This window comes from Chitinophaga skermanii (genome assembly GCF_003259335.1).
GTDB classification, from domain to species: domain Bacteria; phylum Bacteroidota; class Bacteroidia; order Chitinophagales; family Chitinophagaceae; genus Chitinophaga; species Chitinophaga skermanii.
Window position 1 is genome coordinate 493,899 of sequence record NZ_QLLL01000001.1, and the last position, 26,187, is coordinate 520,085.

At 42.6% G+C, this 26,187-nt stretch carries 28 protein-coding genes; 10 read left to right on the forward strand and 18 right to left on the reverse strand.

The window, feature by feature from the left end:
- Nucleotides 1-10: 10 nt before the first annotated feature.
- Both porT and ubiE read right to left on the reverse strand, forming a co-directional pair.
- Nucleotides 11-742, reverse strand: a complete 732-nt coding sequence (porT, locus tag LX64_RS02030) for a type IX secretion/gliding motility protein PorT/SprT (RefSeq protein WP_111595931.1) — start codon at nucleotides 740-742, stop codon at nucleotides 11-13.
- The gene (gene ubiE / locus LX64_RS02035) at nucleotides 691-1,437 is read right to left on the reverse strand and encodes a bifunctional demethylmenaquinone methyltransferase/2-methoxy-6-polyprenyl-1,4-benzoquinol methylase UbiE (protein ID WP_111595932.1); all 747 of its coding nucleotides are present in this window, start codon (nucleotides 1,435-1,437) and stop codon (nucleotides 691-693) included. Before ubiE ends, porT begins: the two co-directional genes overlap by 52 nt.
- 93 nt (nucleotides 1,438-1,530) lie before the next feature.
- Between ubiE and yihA the strand changes: the two genes are divergently transcribed.
- Nucleotides 1,531-2,139: a ribosome biogenesis GTP-binding protein YihA/YsxC gene (gene yihA / locus LX64_RS02040; RefSeq protein ID WP_111595933.1), complete on the forward strand. Its 609-nt coding sequence runs from the start codon at nucleotides 1,531-1,533 to the stop codon at nucleotides 2,137-2,139.
- 95 nt (nucleotides 2,140-2,234) lie between these two features.
- Here the strand turns inward: yihA and LX64_RS02045 are convergent, their stop codons facing one another.
- From LX64_RS02045 to LX64_RS02110, 14 genes are all read right to left on the reverse strand, one after another.
- Nucleotides 2,235-2,708 carry a ribonuclease H-like YkuK family protein gene (locus tag LX64_RS02045; protein ID WP_111595934.1) on the reverse strand — a complete coding sequence of 158 codons (474 nt, stop codon included), beginning with the start codon at nucleotides 2,706-2,708 and terminating at the stop codon, nucleotides 2,235-2,237.
- Between the two features lie 179 nt (nucleotides 2,709-2,887).
- The gene (locus LX64_RS02050; RefSeq protein ID WP_111595935.1) at nucleotides 2,888-3,148 is read right to left on the reverse strand and encodes a hypothetical protein; all 261 of its coding nucleotides are present in this window, start codon (nucleotides 3,146-3,148) and stop codon (nucleotides 2,888-2,890) included.
- 175 nt (nucleotides 3,149-3,323) lie between these two features.
- The gene (locus LX64_RS02055; RefSeq protein WP_111595936.1) at nucleotides 3,324-3,590 is read right to left on the reverse strand and encodes a hypothetical protein; all 267 of its coding nucleotides are present in this window, start codon (nucleotides 3,588-3,590) and stop codon (nucleotides 3,324-3,326) included.
- Between the two features lie 39 nt (nucleotides 3,591-3,629).
- The gene (locus LX64_RS02060; RefSeq protein WP_111595937.1) at nucleotides 3,630-3,902 is read right to left on the reverse strand and encodes a hypothetical protein; all 273 of its coding nucleotides are present in this window, start codon (nucleotides 3,900-3,902) and stop codon (nucleotides 3,630-3,632) included.
- 262 nt (nucleotides 3,903-4,164) lie between these two features.
- Nucleotides 4,165-4,428 carry a hypothetical protein gene (locus LX64_RS02065; protein WP_111595938.1) on the reverse strand — a complete coding sequence of 88 codons (264 nt, stop codon included), beginning with the start codon at nucleotides 4,426-4,428 and terminating at the stop codon, nucleotides 4,165-4,167.
- A gap of 89 nt (nucleotides 4,429-4,517) precedes the next feature.
- Nucleotides 4,518-4,787: a hypothetical protein gene (locus LX64_RS02070; RefSeq protein ID WP_111595939.1), complete on the reverse strand. Its 270-nt coding sequence runs from the start codon at nucleotides 4,785-4,787 to the stop codon at nucleotides 4,518-4,520.
- Between the two features lie 80 nt (nucleotides 4,788-4,867).
- Nucleotides 4,868-5,125 (reverse strand): DUF6520 family protein, encoded by a 258-nt coding sequence (locus LX64_RS02075; protein WP_111595940.1) that lies wholly within the window; start codon nucleotides 5,123-5,125, stop codon nucleotides 4,868-4,870.
- A gap of 151 nt (nucleotides 5,126-5,276) precedes the next feature.
- Nucleotides 5,277-5,642: a CoA-binding protein gene (locus LX64_RS02080; RefSeq protein ID WP_111595941.1), complete on the reverse strand. Its 366-nt coding sequence runs from the start codon at nucleotides 5,640-5,642 to the stop codon at nucleotides 5,277-5,279.
- Nucleotides 5,643-5,663: 21 nt separating this feature from the next.
- Complete coding sequence (locus tag LX64_RS02085) at nucleotides 5,664-6,599, reverse strand: TIGR01777 family oxidoreductase (RefSeq protein WP_111595942.1); 936 nt, start codon at nucleotides 6,597-6,599, stop codon at nucleotides 5,664-5,666.
- Between the two features lie 54 nt (nucleotides 6,600-6,653).
- Entirely contained in the window at nucleotides 6,654-7,160 is a 507-nt protein-coding gene (locus LX64_RS02090; protein ID WP_111595943.1) for a GbsR/MarR family transcriptional regulator, read from the reverse strand.
- 74 nt (nucleotides 7,161-7,234) lie between these two features.
- Entirely contained in the window at nucleotides 7,235-7,624 is a 390-nt protein-coding gene (locus LX64_RS02095) for a VOC family protein (RefSeq protein WP_111595944.1), read from the reverse strand.
- A 188-nt stretch (nucleotides 7,625-7,812) separates the two neighbouring features.
- Nucleotides 7,813-9,450, reverse strand: a complete 1,638-nt coding sequence (locus tag LX64_RS02100) for a pyruvate dehydrogenase complex dihydrolipoamide acetyltransferase (protein WP_111595945.1) — start codon at nucleotides 9,448-9,450, stop codon at nucleotides 7,813-7,815.
- A gap of 186 nt (nucleotides 9,451-9,636) precedes the next feature.
- A complete protein-coding gene (locus LX64_RS02105; RefSeq protein ID WP_111595946.1) occupies nucleotides 9,637-11,511 on the reverse strand; it encodes a DNA polymerase III subunit gamma/tau in 1,875 nt (624 codons plus the stop codon).
- A gap of 241 nt (nucleotides 11,512-11,752) precedes the next feature.
- Entirely contained in the window at nucleotides 11,753-12,913 is a 1,161-nt protein-coding gene (locus tag LX64_RS02110; protein WP_111596329.1) for a hypothetical protein, read from the reverse strand.
- A 303-nt stretch (nucleotides 12,914-13,216) separates the two neighbouring features.
- On the opposite strand from LX64_RS02110, the gene LX64_RS02115 reads away from it, so the two are divergent.
- From LX64_RS02115 to LX64_RS02130, 4 genes are all read left to right on the forward strand, one after another.
- Nucleotides 13,217-14,464 carry an efflux RND transporter periplasmic adaptor subunit gene (locus LX64_RS02115; protein ID WP_111595947.1) on the forward strand — a complete coding sequence of 416 codons (1,248 nt, stop codon included), beginning with the start codon at nucleotides 13,217-13,219 and terminating at the stop codon, nucleotides 14,462-14,464.
- 24 nt (nucleotides 14,465-14,488) lie between these two features.
- The gene (locus LX64_RS02120) at nucleotides 14,489-15,853 is read left to right on the forward strand and encodes an ABC transporter permease (RefSeq protein ID WP_111595948.1); all 1,365 of its coding nucleotides are present in this window, start codon (nucleotides 14,489-14,491) and stop codon (nucleotides 15,851-15,853) included.
- The gene (locus LX64_RS02125; RefSeq protein WP_111595949.1) at nucleotides 15,846-17,312 is read left to right on the forward strand and encodes a TolC family protein; all 1,467 of its coding nucleotides are present in this window, start codon (nucleotides 15,846-15,848) and stop codon (nucleotides 17,310-17,312) included. The genes LX64_RS02120 and LX64_RS02125 overlap by 8 nt, the downstream gene beginning before the upstream one ends.
- Nucleotides 17,313-17,770: 458 nt before the next feature.
- A complete protein-coding gene (locus LX64_RS02130; protein ID WP_111595950.1) occupies nucleotides 17,771-18,370 on the forward strand; it encodes a hypothetical protein in 600 nt (199 codons plus the stop codon).
- A 131-nt stretch (nucleotides 18,371-18,501) separates the two neighbouring features.
- Here LX64_RS02130 and LX64_RS02135 read toward each other — a convergent pair whose 3' ends face one another.
- Nucleotides 18,502-19,755 carry a metallophosphoesterase gene (locus tag LX64_RS02135; RefSeq protein WP_111595951.1) on the reverse strand — a complete coding sequence of 418 codons (1,254 nt, stop codon included), beginning with the start codon at nucleotides 19,753-19,755 and terminating at the stop codon, nucleotides 18,502-18,504.
- 210 nt (nucleotides 19,756-19,965) lie between these two features.
- On the opposite strand from LX64_RS02135, the gene atpD reads away from it, so the two are divergent.
- Both atpD and atpC read left to right on the forward strand, forming a co-directional pair.
- The gene (gene atpD / locus LX64_RS02140; RefSeq protein ID WP_111595952.1) at nucleotides 19,966-21,468 is read left to right on the forward strand and encodes a F0F1 ATP synthase subunit beta; all 1,503 of its coding nucleotides are present in this window, start codon (nucleotides 19,966-19,968) and stop codon (nucleotides 21,466-21,468) included.
- 89 nt (nucleotides 21,469-21,557) lie between these two features.
- Entirely contained in the window at nucleotides 21,558-21,809 is a 252-nt protein-coding gene (atpC, locus tag LX64_RS02145) for an ATP synthase F1 subunit epsilon (RefSeq protein WP_111595953.1), read from the forward strand.
- A gap of 260 nt (nucleotides 21,810-22,069) precedes the next feature.
- On the opposite strand, the gene LX64_RS02150 is transcribed toward atpC, so the two are convergent.
- On the reverse strand, nucleotides 22,070-22,630 hold the full coding sequence (locus LX64_RS02150) for a YqgE/AlgH family protein (protein ID WP_111595954.1): 561 nt from the start codon (nucleotides 22,628-22,630) through the stop codon (nucleotides 22,070-22,072).
- A 454-nt stretch (nucleotides 22,631-23,084) separates the two neighbouring features.
- On the opposite strand from LX64_RS02150, the gene LX64_RS02155 reads away from it, so the two are divergent.
- From LX64_RS02155 to LX64_RS02165, 3 genes are all read left to right on the forward strand, one after another.
- Nucleotides 23,085-24,431: a sensor histidine kinase gene (locus LX64_RS02155; RefSeq protein WP_111595955.1), complete on the forward strand. Its 1,347-nt coding sequence runs from the start codon at nucleotides 23,085-23,087 to the stop codon at nucleotides 24,429-24,431.
- A 36-nt stretch (nucleotides 24,432-24,467) separates the two neighbouring features.
- On the forward strand, nucleotides 24,468-25,277 hold the full coding sequence (locus LX64_RS02160) for a HesA/MoeB/ThiF family protein (RefSeq protein WP_111595956.1): 810 nt from the start codon (nucleotides 24,468-24,470) through the stop codon (nucleotides 25,275-25,277).
- A 70-nt stretch (nucleotides 25,278-25,347) separates the two neighbouring features.
- Entirely contained in the window at nucleotides 25,348-26,166 is an 819-nt protein-coding gene (locus LX64_RS02165) for an alpha/beta hydrolase (protein WP_111595957.1), read from the forward strand.
- Nucleotides 26,167-26,187: the final 21 nt, after the last annotated feature.

Below are 26,187 nucleotides of genomic sequence, written 5' to 3' on the forward strand. Positions count from 1 at the left end.
TTTGATTTTGTTATCCTTCTAAGTGGATGGAGAACACCAACATACGGGATTGTAATTGCTCTACTACGTTACTATAGCGGAGGTTTTTATCTCTTACATGTACGTTGCCGATCCCGTTGCTGATTTTGAATTCTGGTGCGAATATGAAATTCGGGAAATAGAATTCAAACCCTGCGCCTACTTCATACCCATAATCGCTTTTCTTCACTTTTACGAGGTCTTCAGCCCGGCGAGCCCGGTCGTTGGAGGCAAGATCGTAATCGAATTTCATCCCGGCAATGGTATATACCCGGAAGTTGCCGAAGCGGTCGCTTTTGAACTTCACTTGGAGGGGAAAGCTGACGAGGATGGATTCTACTTTTTTCTCGGTATCGTGCCAATCGGGGTATTTCTCCCGGTAGTACAGGTTTTTATTGGCGAATACGAGTTGCGGGTTGAAGCGCAAATCGAAGCGATCGTTGAGGCGCATATTAGCCAATAAACCGAGGTTGAACCCAAAAGTGCGAAGTGGCTCGGCCACCATGATCGAATCCGATTTTAAGAAAAGATCGGAGTGCGTCAGCTTGTAGTTCGACTGGTTCGAAGCCAAGGTAATACCGAAATAAAAGCGTTTCTGGTCGTGCTCCTCCATGTGCAACACTTGTTGCGCATAGGTGGGTACGACAGATTTCCATAGGACGAAAATCGCTACTAGCGTGTAGCGAAATAAACGGAACTGATACCGAATGTGAGCGTTTTGCATGTAACTGCTTGGAAGCCTGTGTTTGTTAATATATCGCACATTTCTTTCCCTTGTGGAAAGGCCCTCACAGAATCTGGCAGGTAGGTATAGGCCTCTTGGCTTTTAGCTACCATTTTACCGATATGGGGGGTAATGTAACGGAAATAAAAATTATACAATTGCTTAATAGGAAACGCTGTAGGATTTGAAAATTCCAATATCACCAACTTCCCACCCGGTTTCAATACCCTCAACATCTCCCCTAAACCTTTTTCTAGGTGCTCGAAATTTCGAACGCCGTAAGCGACTGTTATCGCATCAAACGTTTGATCAGGGAAACTTATTGTTTCGCTATCGCCTTGTTGCAAGGTGATTTTATTGGTCAATCCCAATTTTTCGATCTTCTGCTTACCCACTTCCAACATACCTGTGGAAATATCGATGCCAATGATGGAGTCGGGATTGAGTATTTTATTGGCCATAATGGCAAAATCGCCTGTTCCAGTAGCCACGTCCAACATTTTTTTAGGCTGGTCGCGTTTAAGGCGTTTTAAGGCTGATTTCCGCCATAATACATCAATTCGTAATGACATAAACCTGTTCAAAAAGTCATATCGTGGTGCGATATCATTGAACATGTGCGCTATCTGCTCCTTCTTGCTTAAATTTGAGGCTTTGAAAGGAACAATTTTCTGAACCGTTTCTTTTTCCGACATACGCCGCAAAGGTATTGAAATAGTTGGTAGAATTAGGAACAGAATCTGTAGATGTGATATAAATCATGCCTACGTTTTAAAACTTATATTGATATGATTATAAAAACGGCCGAATACTTGATCAGTAGCCCCAGTTACAAAGATTGCCCTAAACCGGATATGCCGGAATATGCCTTCATTGGTCGCTCTAACGTGGGAAAATCATCCCTCATCAATTCTTTGGCCAATAACGAGAAGTTGGCAAAAACCTCGGGTACACCGGGTAAAACCCAACTGATTAACCACTTTATTGTGAATAAAGATTGGTACTTAGTCGATTTACCGGGTTACGGCTTTGCGAAAGTATCGCAATCGCAAAGGAAGAGCTGGGAGAAGATGATCGAGGATTATTTACGTAAGCGTGAGAACTTGGTGAATGTATTCGTGTTGATCGATAGCCGTCTAACGCCTCAAAAGATCGATTTGGAGTTCATTAACCAATTGGGCGAATGGGAAATTCCGTTCACCATTGTGTTTACAAAAAGTGATAAGAATACGCAGTTGGAAACTAGCCGTAACGTAAAAGCTTTCTTAAATAAGATGCGAGAAACATGGCAATTCTTGCCGCAACACTTTGTAACGAGTGCCGTAAAGAAAACGGGGCGCGACCAAATTTTGGCGCTGATTGCGGAGTTGAATGCGTCGTTTAGAGGGATCGCATAGGGGAGAGAAATGTATGCCCGGTAAAAGGAACTACCGGGAGAAAGATATTTGCAACGGGCGCTTCGGGGTTCGTTGCAATTTTTTTAGGTGGATGATTAGTTCACCACCTTGTTGGCACAACTGCTGCTGGCAAAAGCTTCGGGTTTAGCTTTGAAGGCAAAGCCCATTCCTAGAATATACCCTACGGCTTCGTGCAATGCCAGGTTACTTTTGAATTGTGGGTTCGTGTTAATATCTACGTGCACTTCCATATCCACATCATACTCGGTAAATAAGTCGCACAATTCATAGGCGATTTCAATACTTTTCGCTACTTCAACAAGCATCCTTTCTTTTACGGTGTACTTGTCTTTTGTACGGTCGTTGTGGATAAACATAAACCCGCCATGACCTTCCCGCAGGAACACAATAACCGTTGCAAATTCGGTATCGGCGCCTTTCACTTGTGAATCGGTACCGATGCAAACCTTTAAACGGGTGCCGTTGGCGGTTTCCCGCACAATGGCATTGCGTACTTCTTCTTTGATTGGCAAACTAATGGGTTCGCCATTGAATCTTCTCCATTTCATACAATATATATTTTAATGGGTGAATAAGTAAGGCATCATCAAAGAACATTGCGTGTCACTCGCATAACAACGATATCGAATATACGAAATAAATACGGTGATTACGCTGCTGTAGAAATTGTTATACCTGCTTATTAACAATTACATAAAGCACGGTGGAAAAGATTCAAGAGAAGCTTTTAGCGCAACCAAAGCAATTTACCGTATTTGCAAGGTCTGTATGTGCCGCTATTCGTATCGAAGTAATACGTACAGTTGTAAATAACAGAACCTTCACAAACATAGTCGTATCCTTCAATGCCTGCAGGATAGAAATTACCATCGGTGCTTCTCCAGTATTGTGGAAGGCTGCTGCAAAGTGGAGCAGAAGTAGAAGCTACAGCGGCAGTAATGCCGAAAACAACGGTCAATGCCGTTAATGCAAATTTTACTTTTTTCATGCGTATGTGGTTTATAGATGTGAAATGGGTTTACAAAATCGATTTTGTTCTAACATGCAGGCCGAAATTAAATGCAATGGCTGCGGAAACACGACAGTCGTAATAATTGATATGTCAAGCAAAAAGCCATCTCTTGTGGAGATGGCTTTTTGGGGAATTTGTTGACCAAGAAATATTACTCAATCCAGTAAAATTTGCCGTATTGGGATGGTACATATTGGTGCAAATCAGTATCGTAGCTATATGTGCATATGGCTGTAGGATCAAGAACACAAGCATAATCTACATTAAGTCTGCCGTTAATTAGTGTATAAGACCCATTTGCTTCTAAGTGATACCTAAGCGGCACCAATTTATTAGCGGCATACGTTTCATTGATAATGGCAGTGGTAAAACCACCCATAATGGCACATGCAAAAAGTGCCCATTTGAACTTTTTCATAGATAAATGTTTAGTTAGAATTGATATGAACAAGTAGGGTTATTGTTGAATAGAAATTGGTCCGTACATACCAAAATTATAGGGTGTATAACGGCGGCGAGCGGGATCGTAGGTATATGTACAAACACCTTCGAAGTGAGTTAAACACGTGTAATCCACGCCTTCTACACCAGCAGGATAAAATACACCGTCACCGCCTAAAAAATAAAGATCTAAGCGAGCTGCTTGGTGTTCTTTAGCATTTGCTGCAATAGCGGCTCCCATACCGCCAACTATAGTAATAGCAATAAGGGTTAATTTGATTTTTTTCATGTGATAGTTTTTAAGTGATAGTTAATCGAGGAATAACAGGGTAATGAATATAACGTAGCTACAAAACTTGTTTACAAGATGAACAAATTGTTACGCCGCGCTTTTGGAAGATGGTATTTGCAAATCGATGAGTAGAAGTGGTGGATAACATGAATGGATAAAACTTTATAGAAGAGGATCAAGGCAAAGGTTAGTGTGCACGGGTACAAGTAATGGTATAACGCCACTTTAATAAAGAGGCGTTATACATGGAAATGTGCGCTTATTTGGTTCTGATGGGTTCGTACCGCCCAGTTTTGCAAGGAACGAAATTAGCGATCGTTGGATCATACACATACGTGCAAGTGCTGTTTAAATCGTAAATACAATTGTAGTCAACACCTTCCATGAAAACAGGTGTATACCAATCGCCATCGGCATACCATTGCGCTTCTGTTGTACAAGGCGCCGACAAATGAGAGGTTACTGCAGCACTTACACCACCAATAATTGTAAAGGAGAGTACCAATAATTTAATTTTCTTCATACATATAGGGTTTGATAGCCATAAATATAAATCCCCATCACGCAGGCATATTGCAGTATGATGGGGATTAAAATGTATGATACGAATACCTATTCTTCCAAACCAGTGAAGAAATGGCCGCTTAAACAGGGTACAAACGAATGAGTTAATTCGTCGTACGTGTATGTGCATACTTCATTAGGCGACTTAATACAGCTATACTGGTAGTTTATCGGCAATTCAATGTACGCACCAAAGGCATTTTTGTAGTACATCGTTTTCAATGCACAAATGGGAATAAAAGCTTGTGAAGAAGCGATGGCTGCGCTGAAGGCAACGCATACGGTGATAAATAGCAATAGGAATTTGCGTGTGAGCATAGTGTGGTTTTTTCGTGGTGAATAGAAATGGTTAGAGAAGCCGCTACCATTTGTAGGAGCGGCTTGTTAGAAAATCTTTATTAGTCAATCGACGCATAAATGCCCAATCGGCAAGGCTTGAAAGCACCGGTAGTAGCATCTCTTACATAAGTGCAAGGAGTGTTTTGACTGCGAATACATTCCGAGTCGCTGTTAATAGTAACTGGATAGTACGCGCCATCACGTAATACATATTGTTGCTCTTGTATACAGAGCGGCAATAATTTCGGTGTAGCGAAAGCGGCGCCGGCAGCAAATAGAATCGTGCAGGCTAACAAGGCGATTTTGTTCTTTTTCATGTGTATTCAATTTGGGTTTGTGGAACGGGTTGATGGGAATGGCGATTGAAGGTAGGAGTAGTAACTGCTGTGCGCTTGCAGGTAATAGTAAAAAAATAGCCGTCTCTACAAAGTAGAGACGGCTACGTGATATATGTATAGCTAGAGATGTTTAATACTGGCCTGTACTTAGTAGCACCAATGTACAAGCTTCTTGGGGCATAATGCCATGTTCTTTCGCCAGTTCGATGAGCTCATCGTTTTCTGTACCGGGGTTGAAGATGATGCGTTTCGGCTTCAAGGAGAAGATATAATCGTAATAATCTGCCTGCAAAGTAGGATTGATGTACAAGGTAACAGTATCTACTTTCTCCACTTCCGGGTGTTCTTTCGTAATAGGAGTATCACCAATTTGGCCGGCACGGTTACCAATTGCAATAACTGGGTGGTTGTGTGCACGTAGCCTGTTTACGGCTAAATAACTATAACGTTCCGGGTTTTCTGAAGCGCCAATTACGACGGTTAATTTCTCTGACATACCAGCTGATTTTAATGACCGTTAGAAGAGGTGATATTGATTGCGGGGCACTTGGGACACCAAATCAGCAAATAGCGCATCAACATGCGTAAACTTGAATTGGAAACCTTCCCGTTCTGCCTTAGCAGGCAATACCCACCTGCTTTTCAATAATAACTCAACTTCTGTACCAATTAGGCCGGCACCCATTTGTAACATCCATTTTGACATGGGCATGCCAAAAGCGTGGCCGGTTGCCCGGCGAATGCTTTGCATCATGACTTTATTGCTCACTGGGTTGGGCGCTGTTGCATTGTAAGTACCAGTTACTTGGGGATTTTTATATGCCCACAACATTAAGTCAACCAGGTCGTCAACATGCAACCAGCTAACCATTTGTTGGCCATTGCCATGGCAACCACCAAGCCCCCATTTTGCTAATTGCAGGTAGTAAGCTAGTACGCCGCCTTGTTTGCCAAATACGGCGGAGGTTCGGAATTGTACTTTCCGGGTATTGGGTAATGCTAGCTGATCGAAGGCTGCTTCCCAAACCTTGCATACTTGAACGGAGAAATCGTTGTGTATTTCATGGCTGTCTTCCGTCATAGGCCTATCTAGGGAATGCCTGTAAATAGTAGCGGAAGCAATGTTGATGAATACTTTGGGCGGATGGGTGCATTGTTGGATGGATTTGCCGAGTATATGTACCGCGTTGAGGCGCGAGTGCATGATTTCGGCTTTATTAGCCTTGGTGTATCTACAATTAACGGATTTGCCGGTGAGGTTAATGAGCAAGTCGGCATTGTTTAAGTGGGATTGCCAAGGACCGGGATTTTTGCCGTCCCATTGGACGAATTGGCGTGTTGGGGTGCTAGGGAGTTGTTGGCGGGTAAGAACGATTATTTCATGACTTGGACTGAGCCTTTCAAGAAGCGCCTTACCGATAAAGCCGGTGCCGGCAGCGATGACAATTTTCATTTCTTTTTGTTTTTCGAACTTTCAGAAAATATTGAAACATTGTACCAAAAAAAATTATTTCAGCAATTTGAAGATGGTGCTATAGAACCAGCTCTCTTCAGCCTTAATTAATGCATTTAAGGTAACGTCTGTATGTTTAGCGAATTTATAGATGCCGTTAATGGCGTCGACAAAGGCTTTTACGTTTTTATCTTTCGCATCGCCTTCTACTTTTTGGAGTTGTTGTAATACTTTCAACATAGGGTCAAGCTCGCGTTTCTTTCTTTCGGCAGTAATGGCAGTACCTACTTTCCAGATATCTTTTTCCGCGATGAAGAATTCCTTTCTTTCACCGGGCACCAGTACCTTTTCCACGATTCCCCAGTTAATTAATTCCCTAACATTCATATTGGTATTACCGCGCGAAATATTCAATTCTTCCATGATCTCGTCGGCACTCAACGCTGCAGGCGCTATCAAAAGTAAGGCATGGATTTGTGCCATTGTTCTATTAATGCCCCATTGAGCACCTAGAGAACCCCATGCTTGGATGAACTGCGCTTTAGCTTCCTGTAATTTCATTTATCGAAGTTAGATAAAGTTTTCGAACTTTCAAAAGTTAGTGAAAATTATTTTACGGGAGATGGATCGGGGTGTTATTCCATAGAATGAAGGGCCAAACGGTTGCCTTCTGTGTCGTAAAAGATGGCGAAGTAACCTAAATGTTGACTTTCAGAAACGGGCGATTTTCCGAGCTCTATTTTGCCTCCAGCGTTGGGGATTCGATCGAGGACTTCGGATAGGTCGTTCCCGGCGTTTAAATACACTAGGCAGCCTCGTTGACTGCTGATATAATCGGCACCTTGTACAATGGCCGCGCCAACGCCGCCTTGTTGCATATCGAATAATAGGAATCCCATACGGTTCATTCCCATATTCGTTTCGGGCATATCAAACTGGAATATAGTATTATAAAATTGCTTTGCCCTTTCGAAATCTTTCACGGGGATTTCCACCCAGTTAACTGCGTTTTTTGGAATTTGCATGTCTCCTTCAGATTAGTAGTAAAGCATGTATATAAATATAACGAATCTTTTTTTTCCTATATCATTGGAATTGAGTTTGGTAGGAATGAAGGAATAGTTGGGGGAAATGGTTTGGTAAACTACAAAAGAAAACGCCGCCTCTACGGGTAGAGGCGGCGTTTTTATAAAAAGATGTTTGTGTCTTTTAATTATACGAGCATCGTTACTGGGTTTTCCATGTAACCTTTCAATGTGCCAAGGAATTTAGCTCCTACAGCGCCATCTACGCTACGGTGGTCACAGCTCAAAGTAACTTTCATTACGTTGGTAGCTTTGAATTGACCTTTTTCAACGATCACCACTTCTTTAATACCGCCAACAGCTAAGATAGCAGAATCTGGTGGGTTGATGATGGCTGTGAATTCTTCGATACCCATCATACCTAAGTTAGAGATAGTGAAGGTATTACCGCTGAATTCTTGTGGTTGTAATTTCTTGTTCTTCGCTTTATCGTACAATACTTTCGCATCGCTAGCGATTTGGCTCAATGATTTTTGATCTGCGAAACGAATCACAGGAACGATCAAACCATCTTCGATTGCTACAGCAGAACCGATGTGTACGTGGTGATTTTCGCGGATGAAATCGCCCATCCAGCTGCTATTTACGGCAGGATTTGCTTTCAATGCCAAAGCAGCTGCTTTGATCACCATATCGTTGAAGGAAACTTTAACTGGAGATACTTCATTGATAGCTTTACGAGCAGCCATCGCGTTGTCCATGTTAATTTCCATGGTCAAGTAGAAGTGTGGCGCTTGGAATTTGCTTTCGCTGAGACGCTTAGCAATTACTTTACGCATTTGGCTAACTGGTGTATCGGTATAACCTTCTTGGCCACCAACGTATGCTGCTGCTGCAGGAGCGGCTGCTTTACCAGGTTGAGCTGCTGCAGGTGCTGCAGATGGTACGTAGCTGTCAACATCTTTCTTCACGATTCTACCGTTGTCGCCGCTACCTTGTACTTTACCCAAATCAATGCCTTTCTCTTGTGCTAATTTCTTAGCTAATGGAGATGCTTTAACACGACCGCCTTCTGATGATGAAGTACTGCCGTTGTCGCTAGCTGCTGCCGGTATAGCCGCTGGTGCTGCACTTTCAGCTGGTGCCGATGCTGCTGCTGGAGCTGCACCTTGTGCGCCTTCTGCTGCGAGGATCACATCTACATTTGTATCTTTTTTGCCTACAATGGCAATAATGTCGTTTACTTTAGCTGCTGTACCTGCTGGAACACCAATATATAAAAGTGTACCATCAGCATACCCAACTACTTCCATCGTAGCTTTATCGGTTTCAACTTCAGCCAATACATCGTCACCTTTAACGGTATCGCCTACGTTTTTATTCCAAGCTATGATTTTACCTTCTGTCATCGTATCGCTCAAAAGTGGCATACGAATTACAGTAGCATTTTTCAATGCTTCTGCAGCGGCTGCTTTATCAACAGCTGGTGCAGCAGGTGCTGGCGCAGCGGCAGGAGCCGGCGCTTCTTCTTTTTTAGCGGTGCTATTACTTGTAGTAGAGCCTTCCAATAATGCTTTATAGTCTTCGCCGGGTTTACCCACGATTGCGATCACCTGGTTTACTTTGGCGGCTTGACCTTTCTCCGTACCAATGTATAACAGCGTGCCATCAACATATCCAACAACTTCCATGGTTGCTTTATCTGTCTCCACCTCAGCAATCACATCGTCGGATTTTACGGTATCGCCTACCTTCTTATGCCATTCCGCAATCACCCCTTCGGTCATGGTATCACTTAAAAGGGGCATTCTGATAACTTCTGCCATAGTGTTTCTTCCAAATTTTGCCCAAACCTACAAGTTTTTGCGCAAAAACGCAAAGTAACTATCACATTCTCTATTAAAATTTAGAAAATTTAAAATGCAACGGTCACGGTCGACATTCACGCAAAAGCACGACTAAAGCCGTACTTGGGTAGTTTATAATAGTTTTTTATTTAATACTACATCTTTCTAAAAGTCAAGCTCCATATTTAACTTGTCCTTCAACTCTTTCACGAGCGGGTACTTTTCGATCATCCGGGCGAATTGTTCGCGGCTCGACAGCGGTTCTGGCCCTAGGTCGACTTTCTCCTGCATGGATTCATCCAATAACAGGGTTAGTACGATGGTTGGGTTGTTGAACTTGCGTTTGAAGAATTCGGAGATTTCTAGTTTCTCCTCTTCCATAAAGCGCATTTGTACAACGTTCCTGCTGCAAAGCCCGATTTCTTCGGGACCGATAAGGCTAAGGGTCGCAAGGGCTAAATTACTTACGACGGTCATTTTATTAGCCGCTCTAAATCTTTCAATAAACTCTTCCCAATACACATGTAAAGCGCCCAATGTAATAGGCACGGCGGCATTGGTAGTGGATTTATTCTTTTCGGCGATGGCTTCCTTCATGGCAGCCAAGCCTGTAAGTTTTGTTTTTGGTGCAGATGATGTAGCAGTCGCGGTATTCGTGGCGGTGCTAGTTGGCATAGTAGGTTGCGGAGGAACCGGCCTTTCCACTGGCGGTGCCATGGTAGCCGTTTGTTGTGCAGGCGCTTGGTAAGTAGGCGCTTGTACGGGCTTTGGCGGTGCGGTTGGAGCAGTGGCTACTGGTGTTTCGGCTGTGGCGGGTTTCGCCACGATTGTTTTTTCCGATAACGGCTGCATGAAAGGTGCGCGCAATTTCTGCGGCTGGCCGTTATTAGGAACTAAGTTTTTTTTTACCACCTCTCCGGTGGTATCGTTGCTTACTAGGTTTACTGCTTGTTGGAGGTAACATAATTTGATCAATGCCATTTCCACATGCAGGCGTTTATTACGTGCTTGGCGGTAATTGATCTCTGTTTCATTCAACAAGGATAAAGCCGTAATAATATATTCAGGGCTTAGTTTGCCGGACAGTTGCTTATAACGATCCTTCAAATTACCCGATACTTCTACTAAGTGCTGTACCTTATCATCTTTACTCACCAATAAATTCCGAAGGAATTCAGCCCAACCTCCCAAGAAGTTATCGCCTTCGAACCCTTTCTGCAAGATCTCATCGAATATAAGTAAAGCACCTGCAATATCTTGTTGTAGTACGCAATCCATTACTTTGAAGTAATAGTCGTAATCCAAAATATTCAAATGCTCCAAGGTGTTTTGGTAAGTCAAATTGCCGCTGGTAAAGCTCACGATTTTATCAAGCGTACTCAACGAATCGCGCATACAGCCATCCGTTTTCTGCGCAATCAAGTGCAAAGCATCCGCTTCGGCCGTGATGTGCTCTTTTTGGGCAATCTCTTGGAGGTGATCCACGGTGTCTTGAATGGTAATGCGCTTAAAATCGAAGATCTGGCATCGACTCAAGATCGTGGGAAGGATTTTATGTTTCTCGGTGGTAGCGAGGATGAAAATAGCGTAAGAAGGGGGTTCTTCCAATGTTTTCAAGAATGCATTGAACGCGGAAGAACTGAGCATGTGTACCTCATCGATGATGTATATTTTATACTTGCCGGCTTGGGGGGCGAAGCGAACTTGCTCTACCAAGGTACGGATATCATCTACCGAGTTATTAGAAGCAGCATCCAACTCATGAATGTTGAACGATGCCCCTTCATTGAAGCTGCGGCAAGAATTACATGTATTACATGCTTCACCGTCGGCTTGCGGGGTTTCACAGTTAATGGTTTTAGCCAAGATACGCGCACAGGTCGTTTTTCCCACACCACGTGGACCGCAGAATAAGAACGCATGCGCCAACTGGTGGTTTTTGATGGCATTCTTTAAAGTGGTAGTAATGTGCGACTGCCCAACCACTGTTGAGAAGTTTTGGGGGCGATATTTCCTAGCTGATACAATAAAATTTTCCATAAACTTGCTTCACTCCAAGTGCCGAAATTAGCACAAAAATGAGTTTGATGGGCAAGTTTTTGTTACGAGCTTCAAAACCCGCTACAGTTAAGGCACTGGGGAATCGCCACCATCCCAATCAGCAAAATTACCCAATATATCCCCCGCTCTTCATCCCCAACCCCGCATCCTATTAAGTAAAAATTACAAGCGTCTTCTCCTAAAAAACAAAAGCACCCCAAAAGGATGCTTTTACTATTATTTATACCGTTGGGTGACGGTGGAACTCCTTTGTTCGATCGAATAAGTACCTATATGTAGTCAATTTTCGGCTCACAAATCCACCAAGACTAGCAGCAACATTCACCATTTTGGGATTAAAATCGCCAATCCATTGCATTTCGTAATCCGTATACGGTAGCTCGTGCTGGATTATTTTAGCTCCTTCCATGATCATGAATGAGTCGACCCCCTTGCCCTGGAACTCAGGGATAAGTCCAAATACAATGCCCGTCAGCTTTTTATTCGGCCGCGTCATTTTCAGCCATAAGAAATAAAGCTTTTGGAATAGCCCGAACTTCCCATTGAGGTGTTTAAAGTATTGATTCAACTCAGGTAAGTTAAGCCAGCAACCAATAGGAACATCGTTGTGGTAAACGAACCACACCACCTTAGGGTCCATCACCATCTTCATTTTTTTGAAGATAAGGTAGGCCTGTGCCGGTGCCATGTCTTTCCCACTGCCATGTTGTTTCCAGGCTTGATTGTAAATAGTGGCAAAGTCTTCCGCGTACTTTTTCAAGTTCGATTTATCGATATACCTAGCCGAATAAGCAGGATCTTTAGCGATTGCGTCGTGGCGGGTATAGTGTTTCTCCATTACGCGATCACGCACGTTTAAGGAAAAGCACAATTGGTGGAAGAAAGGTTGGAACCCGTAGGTTTCTAACAGTTTTTGATAATAAGGCGGGTTAAAGTTCATACCGTATAAGGGTTCATGGAACCCTTCTACTACTAAACCCCACCAGTTATCGCGTTCACCAAAGTTAATTGGGCCATCCATGGCCTCCATACCCCGCTCTGCCAGCCAGTTTTTAGCCGTGTCGAACAGTAGGTTGGCTGCTTCTTGGTTATCGATACAGTCGAAGAAGCCACAACCGCCTGTGGGTTGCTCGTCGCCAACTGTTTTATATTTTTTATTTACGAATGCCGCAATACGGCCGATATAATTGCCGTTATTGTCTTTCAAAATCCAACGAGCTAATTCTCCCGAACGAAATGTTTTATTCTTCTTTGGGTCGAATACTTGTTCGATGTCCTTATCCAGCGGGCGAATCCAGTTAGTGGTATGCTTATTAATAATAGCATGCACTTCTATAAATAGCTTCGCCTTTTGTGGATTGTCAACTAAAATTAATTCCATACCAGCTGTTTGCTTCATGTGTTTTTACGGATGCAGCTGAGCTTTTCATGTCTTAGCTTGCAGAAACGCACCGCTAAATAAACAAAAATCACGGAAATGCCAATCATCCGCTTTAAATATCGTTTATAAATTATATACAGTGCTATGCTTGTGAATGTGCCGATTTAACACAAATTTTAGACCCTGGCTTATACTTTTATGAAATATCCGTGTTGTTGCATCTTTATAAGTTTGAAGACTAAATCGTAAATCCAAAATCTCATTTAACCAATAATATTCCCCTAGTAAAACACACACGTTACTATGCTCAAGAAAAAATGGTGGATTTTCGCCACTGCCACTGTTGTGATTGCAGCTGCCTCCTATTTTGCTTTCGGAAGGAAAGCCAGCGCTGTAAATACTACCGTTAAAGTACGAAAAGGAAATTTTAGAAATGTAGTTAGCAGTCCTGGTGAATTACAAGCAGAAAATACAACCTATATCTCTGCCCCCAGCGACCTGCAAAGCAATGATATCTACGAAGAGATCAAAATTCAAGATATGATCCCCGAAGGTACCATTGTGAAAGAAGGTGATTATGTTGCCACCCTCGATCCCGCTGTTGTTAGTAAGAAAATCAGCGATTTTCAAACACAATTGATGACAGCCCAAACAACGCTTTCTCAAACGGCACTCGATACCGCGCTTACACTCCGCGAAGCTCGTACCAACATGCAAAACCTCGAGTTCCAAGCTGAACAAAAGAAGTTGGCCGTAGAACTAAGCAAGTTTGAACCGAAAGCAACGATTCGCCAAGCAGAAATCGACTACGAAAAATCACACCGTGATATTGCTGAAGCGGAATCTAACTACAAAATCAAGGTGCGCCAAGCCGAAGCTAAAATGCAACAAGCGCAAACTAACTTGAATAGGTTCCAAAATATTATCAACGACCTGGAAAGCCTCCGCTCCCGCTTCCGCCTCATGGCCAATAAACAAGGGTTATTGGTGTATATTCCCGATCGTATGACCAACGGTAAAAAGAAAGCCGGTTCCGTAGTACGCTCTTGGGACCCAAGGGTAGCCATGGTGCCAGATCTTTCGTCTATGATGTCGAAAACTTATATTAACGAGGTCGACATTAGCAAAATAAAAAAGGAACAACCCGTTAATATGAGCTTAGACGCCTTCCCAGATGTGAAGCTCGCCGGTAAAATTGTTAGCGTAGCCAGCATTGGAGAGAACCGTCCCGGTTCAAACGCAAAAGTGTTCGAAGTACAAATAAAACTCGATAAAGTAGATACTATCCTACGCCCGGGTATGACTACCTCCAATAATATTTTGGTGAATGAAACCCCCAATCAATTGATCATCCCGCTGGAAGCCGTATTTGCTGAAAAGGAAATCAGCTTTGTATACCTCCGCGACGGTAATAGTGTGATCAAACAAGAAGTGAAACTCGGTAAAGCCAACGACGAAGAGGTGATAGTTGCCAAAGGCATTAAAGAAGGCGACGAGATTTATTTGAGCGAACCTGTTTCCTCGAAAGAGAAAGCCGTAAAGCGACTCTAAAAACATTCACACAAAACTTTACACATGTTTAAATTCTGGGGAACGCGCAACCTCAATAACCTTGCTATTGCCTTCGAGTCGCTGGTAGCCAACCGTTTACGATCCTTTCTAACGGCATTGGGTATCATCTTCGGCGTAGGGGCAGTGATTGCCATGTTGGCGATTGGTAATGGTGCGCAACAGGAAATATTAGATCAGATGAAGCTCGTGGGGGTGAATAATATTGTTATCAAACCCAAAAGCACTGATAAAGACAAACCTTCTTCACAAGCATCTACCGATGCCAACGCACCGAAAGAAGAAGCCACGAAAAAGAAATTCTCTAAAGGCTTAACCATGGCCGATGCAGCGAATATTCAAGCTACGCTGCCAACGGTGGAAAATGTAAGTCCAGAAGTAGTGATGGACCAAGATGTGCTTTATAAATCGCGCAGCGGAAACTTGAAACTAGTGGGCGTAGATACCAACTTCTTCCACCTAAACAATATCCCGGTCGATCAAGGCACTCAATTCAATCCTACACAATTACTCAACGGTGAAGCCGTATGTATACTCGGTAGCGGCGTAGCCAAGAAATTTTTCGTAGGGGAAGCTGCTGTAGGAAAGCTCATTAAAGTAGGACCGCAATGGTTGAAAGTTATAGGCGTAACGGAGGAGAAGAATATCAATAGCAGCATGCAATCTAACTTGGGTATCCGCGATTACAACATGGATATTTATACACCCATTCGCAGCTTATATATTCGTTATAAAAACCCCGCTAAACAAACATTTACAGTAGAAACCGGGGAAAGCGGCTGGTGGATGGACGATGGGAATAATAATGCTAACAGCAAAGCCGGCGAACTCGATCAACTCATCGTTAAAATTGATCGTGCCGAAAACGTATCGGAAGCGGCAGAAGTGATTACACGTATGCTCAAACGGCGGCATAATGACTTGCTCGATTTTGAAGTTACCATTCCTGAGCAACTCTTGAAGCAGCAGCAAAAAACCAAGGATGTATTCAACATCGTGTTAAGCGCGATTGCTGGAATTTCTTTGCTGGTAGGCGGTATTGGTATTATGAATATCATGCTAGCCTCTGTATTGGAGCGTACCAGGGAAATTGGTATTCGCATGGCTATTGGTGCGCAGAAGAGAGATATTATTATGCAGTTCTTGTTCGAAGCGGTGCTCATCAGCTTAACAGGTGGTATTATTGGTATTATCCTCGGTGTTGTTGGCGCTTACTTTGTGGATAAAGTGGCTGATATCAATACCATTATTTCCGGCCTTTCTATTTTCTTATCCTTTGTATTGGCTTCCGCTGTGGGCGTGATATTCGGTATCTCGCCAGCGAAAAAAGCAGCCAATCAAAATCCTATTGAATGTTTACGTCATGCTTAAGAATAAAGTTTTCCTTGCCACACTCTTTAGCCTCGCAACATCTGGTGCCATGTCGCAAAGCATGTCGCTCGATGATGTGATTTTATCGGCCAAACAGAAATCGCCTTCCTATAACCGTGCGCAAAGTAATGCGCTCAACAGTTTATACCGTTATAGATGGTTTTCTTCCGGGCAAATGCCGCAATTGGTATTGAACCTGGATAATAACTCGAGCTTCATGGGACAAACGATCGCCATCACGCAACCCGATGGTACGATCGATTACCGCCGTCGTTCATATTCCTCAACTGCTGTAGGCCTATCGCTTACGCAGATTGTGCCCTTAACAGGTGGTAACTTCTCGTTTCGATCCGATTTAGAGCGTACCGACCAGTTTACGCCTACAAGTGCACAGAACTATTTGAGTACACCGTTTTCTATCAACTATAACCAGCCTTCTATTATGTATAACCAGTATAGGTGGGATAGAAGAATTGAACCTTTGTTATATGATGAATCGAAACGTAAGTATATCGAAGATTTAGAAGTAGTTGCCTTAGATGCAGCCCGCTATTTCTTTGCTGCTGCGGCGGCGGAGAAAGTAGTGGCTATTTATGAAGATAACGTGAAGAACACGGATACTTTATATACCATTTCTAAAGGCCGTTACGAGTTAGGTAAGATCGCGGAGAATGATTTGTTACAGATTGAATTGAACCTATTGCGTAGTAAAACCACTTTGGAGCAAGCGATTGTAGAACGAGAGATAGCGATGCAGAACCTAAAAGTATTTTTGGGTATTCAGAAAGACGCGAAGTTGGCATTAACGCTGCCAGAGAATGTGCCCCAGTTTGATGTAGATGTGGAAAAAGCCTATGCAGAAGCAGCCAGTAACCGTCAAGCCGTGATTGCCTTCAGGAGAAGAAGGTTGCAGGCTGAACAAAGCGTAGCCCAAGCACGCGGTAGTAACGGTTACGAACTGAACTTGCGGGCGCAATTGGGTAGATCGAATAGTAACGAAGTGTTGAAAAACGCATACTCTGGCGGTAATACCCAGCAAACCCTTTCTGTTGGTGTGGCTGTACCGATTGTTGACTGGGGAAGGGCGCGCAACCGGGTAAAGCAAGCTAAAGCGAACCGCGATTTGAATGAAATTGATGTGCAATTGGATGAAAGAAACTTCGAACAAGAAATCTTCTTACAAAGTCAACAATTCAACATCCAAAAACGCCTCCTTGCCGGTGCCGCAAAATCAGATACCATTGCGCAATTACGCTACCAAATCACGAAAGAACGCTACTTAATCGGTAAAATCTCTATTACCGACCTAAACCTAGCCCAAGAAGAGATGAACCAAGCCAGCCGTGGCTATATCTCCGCCCTCGATAACTTCTGGACAGCGTACTACACCGTTAGGCGCCTAACATTATACGATTTCGAGAAAAGCGAAAAGATAACTTACAAGTTTTCAGATCGTTAGATAGCAATATCCTTTCTTGAATAGGCAAAGGCCCTCTCGTTGGTATAGAGAGGGCCTTTGTATTACTATTCATTATCAATGCAACTAAGCTTGCTTGCCTATATCCTACCAATTGATTACCTTTTCAAACCCTATTAGTACCCTTATCATTCCCTATTCCGAGTAGCTACCCTCCATGTAAGAACAAGGTAATTTTCGGGTAGTTTCTAAGTAGCTACCATGTAATTTTCAAGTAATTTCTATGTAAATCCATGTAACTACCATGTAAATCCATGTACTTTCATCGTATTAGCATCGTATGTTGATCGTGTGGTAATAGTAAATTACCTATATCTTCATCGATACTTCCTTATTTGTACCCTTATGATTTCCCATGATTACATGGTAGCCTGTTCTCTAAACGCAGTATGAGCAATGGTTTGGAGTAAATATTGGCATTATTTTTTCATAAGAAGGGTATGCCATGGAATAAAATCATCATAGGAGGACTAGCGTTATTAACCATCTTATTCGGGGTAGATGCCTGCCGTGAAAGAAGGCATGCGTCGCGTATATTAGCTGAAAATCAGCGTTTGCTGAACGAGAACCGGGATTTAAGGAAATCAGTTTCCTTAACCTCCGAAACAGCGCAACAAATTGTTGATCGCCATGAAGTACAAGCTACACAACCCAAGTTCGTAGAACAACGCGCTTATTATCGTAAAAACTGGCGCCAGTTCATATCCATTAATTCAAATGATTACAGAACAGGCTTATTCGGTGGTATTAAAAACTTAAAAATCACAGTCGGCAATCAAACCGATTACCAGCTAGATAACGTGGTAGTAGAAGTACAATACCTAAGAAGCAATGGCGACCAATTTAAAACTGAAAGCTACACCCTACGGAATGTACAGCCACGTTCCAATGGCGCTATTGAAGCGGCGGGGAGTAGGAAAGGTATGAAGGTGAAAATCCGGTTTGTAAGCATTACCAGTCAAAATATGGATTTCTGCTGGTCGGTGAATAAAAAGGTACCTCCCAATACCGATGATCCTTACCAATGCTCTAATCTTTAAATCATATCCTATTAAAAAAAGCGGGCACTACTAGGTAGAACCCGCTTTATATGTATGTAAGTACTTGAAAAGAGTAGGTTGTTTTCTGTGGTGAGAATGAGCAACAATATATGAGCCTTTTAACTGGCTCTTTACTTCCTTCCCTTCACTTTCACCGTTCCAATTTCGCTACCATCGTCTTTCAACATTGTTAGCACCAATTGTTCTTGGTTGGCTTTTACCTTAATTAAAGTGCGGTTACCGGCTTTAGGGCCGCCACCAATTACAAACGGGTAGTTATGTTTACCGGCTTCTGGCTGGTAGATCCCAAACTTGTGGGTATGCCCGGCGATGAAAAGATCAATTTTAGCATCGTTGAAGATGGGGCCGAAGAGTTCCCGGCAATGTACGGTGCCATGGGCCTCGTCGGAATGGTAATGAGGAATATGCATCATGACTACCCTGTACTTGGCTTTTTTAAATTCCGGGGTTTGCACGGCGCGTTTCAGCCAGGCTTGCTGTTGTTCGCGGTACTGGTCGAAATCCACGATGCCGGCATATACAGGATGTGTATCTTCTTTATCCTCGCCTGTATCTAGTACAATGGCATGTACAGGTCCGCGGGTAAACGAATAGTAGTACCGGTTGTTCGGGTTATCGAAATAGCTATCGATCTGCCGTGCAAACTTCCCCCTGGTTTCGTGGTTACCCCGTACAAATAGGAACGGTTTTTCCGAAGCAAATACCTCTGACGTAGGCTTAAATAAGTGATCTACGAGTTGTTGCTCCCCGGTTTGATAGTCGAACATGTCGCCGTTTAAGAATACAAAATCGTACGGATCGTTCCCATTCAAGCTAATGAGGTCTTTAAAAGAGTTCGGGCGATCGTGTATATCATTGAGAATCAACCAGGATGTTTCCTTGGCGGCTGGATTGATAGTGGTAAATGAGTATACTTCGGAAAAGATGGTTTCTCCGTAAGTAAGTTTATAAGGTTGGAAATCAACGATTTCTTTGGATACGGCTTTGTAATAATAGGTGGTATTGGGTTTTAAATCGGTGAGCACAATTTTATGCAACGTGGAATTAGCATCTACCAAGCCATTGGTAACATGGTGAGCCTTTTCGCTGAGTTGTTGGGCATTTTCGCCGAATTCTACCCAACTATAACAAGGTTTATTGGTAAGCCAAAAAATTGTAATGTGAGTGCTGCCGGGGTTTTGAAGGTACGGCGCACATAAAAACTGGGTATTATCAGTGCTGTTAAGAGGAGGAGATTGATTATCTTGCAGAACATTTTTCGCAGTAGAAGCAAGCGGTGATATACCGAAAACCCCTAATAGCCCGGCTTTTGATACATTTCCTAAGAAGTTGCGCCGGTTGAGTTGTTGGTTTTTAGTCGACATATGATAAGCGGATATAATTTGAGTGTTTAAATATAGAATTCACTCATCTGAAAAAGAAACCGCACATCATAATTCACAGAACAGTAAACGGTTGTAGCGCACTTGGAATTTTTTGGACTGTTATAATTTGGGTTTTCATGCATTAACGCTTACCTTTGCGCGAAATTTTGCGCAAGCTTATTTATAGCATTATATAAACTACATAAAAATATGCCTAACACAGGTAAGATCAAACAAATCATCGGTCCCGTAGTGGACGTTCATTTTGACGGAAATTTGCCCGAAATTTACAACGCCCTTGAATTGACCCGCGAAAACGGACAAAAAATCATTCTCGAAGTTCAACAACACTTAGGGGAAGATTCAGTTCGTACAGTGTCAATGGACTCTACGGACGGTCTTGTTCGTGGTATGGCAGTTGTAGATTTAGGTGCCCCTATTAAAATGCCTATCGGCGATCAAATTAAAGGTCGTTTATTCAACGTAGTTGGTGAAGCGATCGACGGTTTAGGTCAATTGGAAACTGCTAACGGTTATTCAATTCACCGTCAACCGCCTAAATTTGAAGATTTAGCAACTGAATCAGAAGTATTATACACAGGTATTAAAGTAATCGACTTGATCGAACCATACGCAAAAGGTGGTAAAATCGGTTTGTTCGGTGGTGCCGGTGTAGGTAAAACAGTATTGATTCAAGAGTTGATCAACAACATCGCGAAAGGTCACGACGGTTTGTCAGTATTTGCTGGTGTAGGTGAAAGAACCCGTGAAGGTAATGACTTGATGCGTGAGATGATTGAAGCTGGTATCGTTAAATACGGTGAGAAATTCAAGCATTCAATGGAAGAAGGTGGCTGGGATTTAGCTGCTGTAGATAAAAAAGAATTAATTAACTCTCAAGCTACATTCGTATTCGGTCAAATGAACGAACCGCCAGGTGCACGTGCGCGTGTTGCTTTGTCTGGTTTAACAATGGCAGAATACTTCCGTGATGGTGATGGTACTGCAGGTGGTGGTAAAGATATCCTCTTCTTCGTAGATAACATCTTCCGTTTCACACAGGCTGGTTCTGAAGTATCAGCATTGTTAGGTCGTATGCCATCAGCGGTAGGTTACCAACCAACATTGGCTACTGAGATGGGTCTCATGCAAGAGCGTATCACGTCAACTAAAAACGGTTCAATTACCTCTGTACAGGCGGTATATGTACCTGCGGATGACTTAACGGATCCGGCTCCTGCAACAACATTCTCCCACTTGGATGCTACAACGGTATTGAGCCGTAAGATTTCCGATAAAGGTATCTACCCAGCGGTAGATCCATTGGATTCTACATCTCGTATCTTGTCGCCAGCAATCGTAGGTGAAGCTCACTACAACACTGCACAAAGAGTGAAAATGATCTTGCAACGTTATAAAGAGTTACAAGATATCATCGCGATCTTGGGTATGGATGAGTTGAGCGACGACGATAAATTAACAGTATCTCGTGCTCGTCGTGTTGAACGTTTCTTGTCTCAACCATTCTTCGTAGCAGAACAGTTCACTGGTTTGAAAGGTGTATTGGTACCAATCGAAGAAACAATCCGTGGTTTCAACATGATCATGGACGGTGAAGTGGACGAGTATCCAGAAGCTGCATTCAACCTTGTAGGTACTATCGATGATGCTATCGAAAAAGGTAAGAAATTGTTAGCTGCTGCTTCTAAATAAATGATAATAACCGGTGAGCCTTGTTAACCACAAGGTTCACCGGCCTAAATATAGCGGCCGATTACCGCGTCACGAATAAATAATTATTCATGCTATTAGAAATATTAACACCGGAAAGAAAACTATACACAGGCGAAGTGTACGGCGTACAATTACCTGGTATAGACGGTTCTTTCGAAATCCTTGATAAACACGCCCCGCTCATTGCAGCATTGGGTACAGGGTCTATGAAGGTATTGAAAGATAAAAATAGCGCTGACAATTACACTATTTCAGGCGGGTTCGTAGAAGTTTTAAATAACAAAGCGACCGTTCTGGTGGAAGGTGCCAGCGTAAAATAATACTGAATTCAGTTCGCTGAGAAAGTGATTTTGATAATAATAAACGTCTCTACCTCGTAGAGGCGTTTTTATTTTGTAGGAAGTACTATTCCCATATCGGGAATACCACTTTCATTAACAAGTAATTAAGTTGTTCGAATAATAGAATGGGAGATATTTGGGGGTAACGTTTACTAGCCAAGTAAAACCTAGTTTAAGCCTAACAGCCAATTAGCATATCATAAGTACAGTATAGATGTGCCGCCATTAGGGCTGGCTGTTTAGTTCAATGAAGGATCAATAGGGAAATTAGCCATTAACTGTATTACCGGGTCCTCGATTTTCTTTAAAGCGTTCTGCCAAATGTTCTGGGCATCGTGGCTAAATAATAACGATGGGTCTTGTACTTTCGTAGCTAACCAGCTGCCTTCTTTAATCTCTTCTTCGAGCTGGTTTTGATCCCAACCACTATAACCTACGAAAAACTTCACCAAGTCTAAATCCAGCAATCCAACATTTAAATACTCCACTACCTTCTCGTAATCACCACCCCAATACATCCCGTTGCCTAAATCCACGCCGCCATCGATAATACCGGGTAATTGGTGAATGAAATGCAGGGTGTCGTACTTTACCGGGCCGCCAACGTATAAAGGCACGTTGGGGTGCTGAATATTGGGTACCACTTCTGCCAACGTAACCGGGCATAAGTTGTTCACTACGAAACCAAATGTTCCATCGGCTTCCGTATGCTCACATACCAATATAACGCTCCTTGCAAAGTTGGGGTCTTTTAAGAAAGGATCTGCAATCAACATCGTCCCTGGAGAAAGTATGGCCATATCACATAAGTTTGATGCAATTCAAATGTAACACAGAAAACTAATAAAAAAGAAGGAAATTATAGAAAAGAAAAAAGGAGGCTAGACAACCTCCTTACCATTTTATCAACCAAAATCTAAATCGCTTATGGAACGAATCCACGTCGATGTATGTAGAAAGTTTAAAACTCTTTGTTTGAAATTTTGAAATCCTGGCGTTTGACCAGTACTATATACTTATCAAATTTAGTACCAAGATTGTAATGCAAAGGTAGGGGATTGTAGAGTAATTCCGGTATAAATTCTCCGTTAAAATTACGTTAAAGTGATGTTGTATTGTAAGAAACAAGCTGGATGCGTATTTCGAGATAATAATTTTGTATCATAGTTGCTATAGCAATTATTTATTTTTAACAAAATAAGGCACTGTTGCAATTATTTGTTTATCTATTTTTATGGTTCTATTTTTAAGTGCATGTGGCCGTTAAAGAAAATATTCCCCGTAATTATCATTCTAATTACGTTGTCGCTCCTAGGTAGTATCGCTATCCAAGTGAACTGGATTACAAATGCCGTTCACCTACGGAAAGAATCCTACCAAGAAAGGATGCAAGAAGTGGTAGCCCAAGTGGCTTCCAACCTGTACGACCGTACTACGCGTATTAGCGTTAGAACGGTACGTATGCGCAGTAGTATCGACCCTACCGGTAACCGCGTAATGCTCGAAGGCTTTACCAGCGATCCTACTACCTACAAGATGAATCAATACAGCGTTGTAGATGTACGCGCCATGATTGACTCGGCCTTGCGCAAACAAAAAATCAAAGCTGAATACGAATTCGGGATCGAATCCATCACGCCTTTTGGTAATACTGTGAAAGTAGCATCCAGGAATTTTCCAAGACTACGGGCTGAATTAGATTCGTCTGTCTACTTGGCGCCTTTCGTATCGCCAATTGTACGCGACCTGTCGGAATTGACAGATTCACCTGACGTTATTACCATCATCGTACCCAAACCCAACTTACTTAAATCACTGGGGTTAATGATCGTGGGCAACGTACTGTTCACCATCATCATTATCGCGGCCTTTTCGCTGACGGTACGAACGATGTTCAGCCAGAAAAAACTATCAGAGATTAAGTCCGACTTTATCAACAACATGACCCACGAGTTGAAAACGCCTTTGGCTACCATATCATTGGCGATTGATGCAATTGGGAACGAGAAAGTGATGGACAATAAAGATAAAATTCGCTACTTCTCCGGCATTATTAAAGAGGAGAATAAACGGATGAACAGGCAAGTAGAAACCATTTTGCAAAGTGCACAGTTAGAGAAAGACGAACTGGAGATGAAGAAAACCGTGATTGATGTACACCAGCTGATCAACAAAACGGTGGATAACTTGCAGTTACAACTCGATAACAAATCCGGTAAGGTAGAACTGCAACTGGATGCGCATCAACCCATCATCAGCGCCGACGAAGTACACTTCTCCAACCTCATTTTCAACTTACTCGATAACGCGATTAAGTACTCGAAAGAAGAAGGTTTGTTGATCAAAATACAAACCCAAAACACGCGTAAAAGCTTACAAATTACCATTGCCGATAATGGTATTGGTATGTCGAAAGACACCGTGTCGCGCATATTCGAGAAGTTCTACCGCGCTCATACAGGTAATGTGCATAATGTAAAAGGCTTCGGCTTGGGCTTGGCTTACGTGAAGGCGATTGTAGATGCACATAAAGGTAAAATCAAGGTGGAAAGCACGATTGGAAAAGGTTCGAAATTTATACTAGAGTTTCCGCAAGATTAAGTAACGTATTTTTGTGGCGAATAAAGCATAGGACTCATGGCATTAACTGAAAAAGAAATATTTAGATACAAGCATCCCATTGCCGTACCGGGCATGGGCATTGATATGCAAGAAGCGCTGAAAGCTGCGCGTATTTTGATTGTAGGTGCAGGCGGATTGGGTAGTCCTATTTTGCAATACTTAAGTGGCGCCGGTGTAGGAGTATTAGGCATCGCGGATTATGGTGTGATCTTAGAGGAAGACTTACACCGTATGCCTTTGTATCAAATGCAAGATGTGCGTAAGCACAAAGCAAAAATGGCATCCAGCAGGTTATGGGCATTAAACCCGTACGCGAAACATTATCCTTTCTTAATTCAAATTAAACCTGGAAACGTTGCACAAGTAATTGAAGGGTTCGACTTGATTGTAGATTGTTCGCAGCACGTACCCACCCACTTGGTGATTAACGATGCTTGTGTGCTGCAAGACAAACCATTTGTGATTGCAGAAGTGCATAACTGGATGGCATGGTTTGGTGGCTTCAACATGCCGGTGTTGAATAATGAAAGAAGCGCCAGCTACCGTTGCAATACACATGTGATCGACGAGTACCGGAATTTTGATGCAGGTTCCCTGGGGCCTACCCATGGTGCTACAGCCTTACAATTGGCAACCGAAATCATGAAGTATATAGCAGGCGTACCGGCATTAGCAGGTAAACTCTATACTTGTAACTTCTTACATCATCAATACGGTACGGTTGATTTAGTACCGAATGTGGAAATTATTACCGAGGTGAAAACAGTCGGTATTTTAACAGCCGAAATTTATGGCATGGAGATCGTGCCGGATGTTGAAGATTAATTAAACGAACACATCATTTTAAATACCGCTGCATCAACATATTGTTGATGCAGTTTTTTTATTTTTCAGTATGGAATCGAAACGTAAAAGCATGTGGAAGAAAATCGCTATTCTCCTGTTATTTTTCTATGTAAGTGTGGGTGTTAGCCTATACTATTTTCAAGAGAAGATTATCTTCCATCCCATTGTGCTGGCAGCCGATTATCAATTCAAATTCGACATTCCTTTCGAAGAAAAATTAATCAAAGTCAACGACAAAGAACAACTCAGCGCCATCTTGTTCAAAGCCGATTCCGCCAAAGGTATCGTACTATACTTCCATGGCAATGCCCGGAATGTTGTGCAGTATGCGCAATACGCGCCGAACTTCACGAAACATGGCTATGACGTATTAGTAATGGATTACCGCAAATTCGGCAAAAGCACAGGCAAGCTTTCAGAACAAGGCATGTACGACGATGCCATGTTGATGTATAATATGGCCCGCGGCCGCTTTCAACCCCAAGACATTATCATTTACGGAAAATCACTCGGCACAGGTGTTGCGGCAGAGCTAGCAGCTATCCGCGATTGCCAACGCTTGATACTTGAAACACCTTATTACAAATTGGCGGATTTAGGTCGTAAATACGCCCCTATTTACCCGCTTTCGTTGTTGATGGACTACCAATTTCCTACCTACGAATATTTGCAAAAAGTAACAGCGCCAATCACCATTTTCCATGGCGATGATGATGAAACGGTACCATTTAGTTCCGGTGAAAAATTGAAACCTTTATTGAAGAAGCCTACGGACCTGTTCGTAACCATCCCGGGAGGTCGTCATAACAATTTGAATAAATTCCCTTTGTTCCATGGGAAGCTGGATAGCTTGTTAATGGTTCGCTAAGGGAACAACGTATAAACAAAA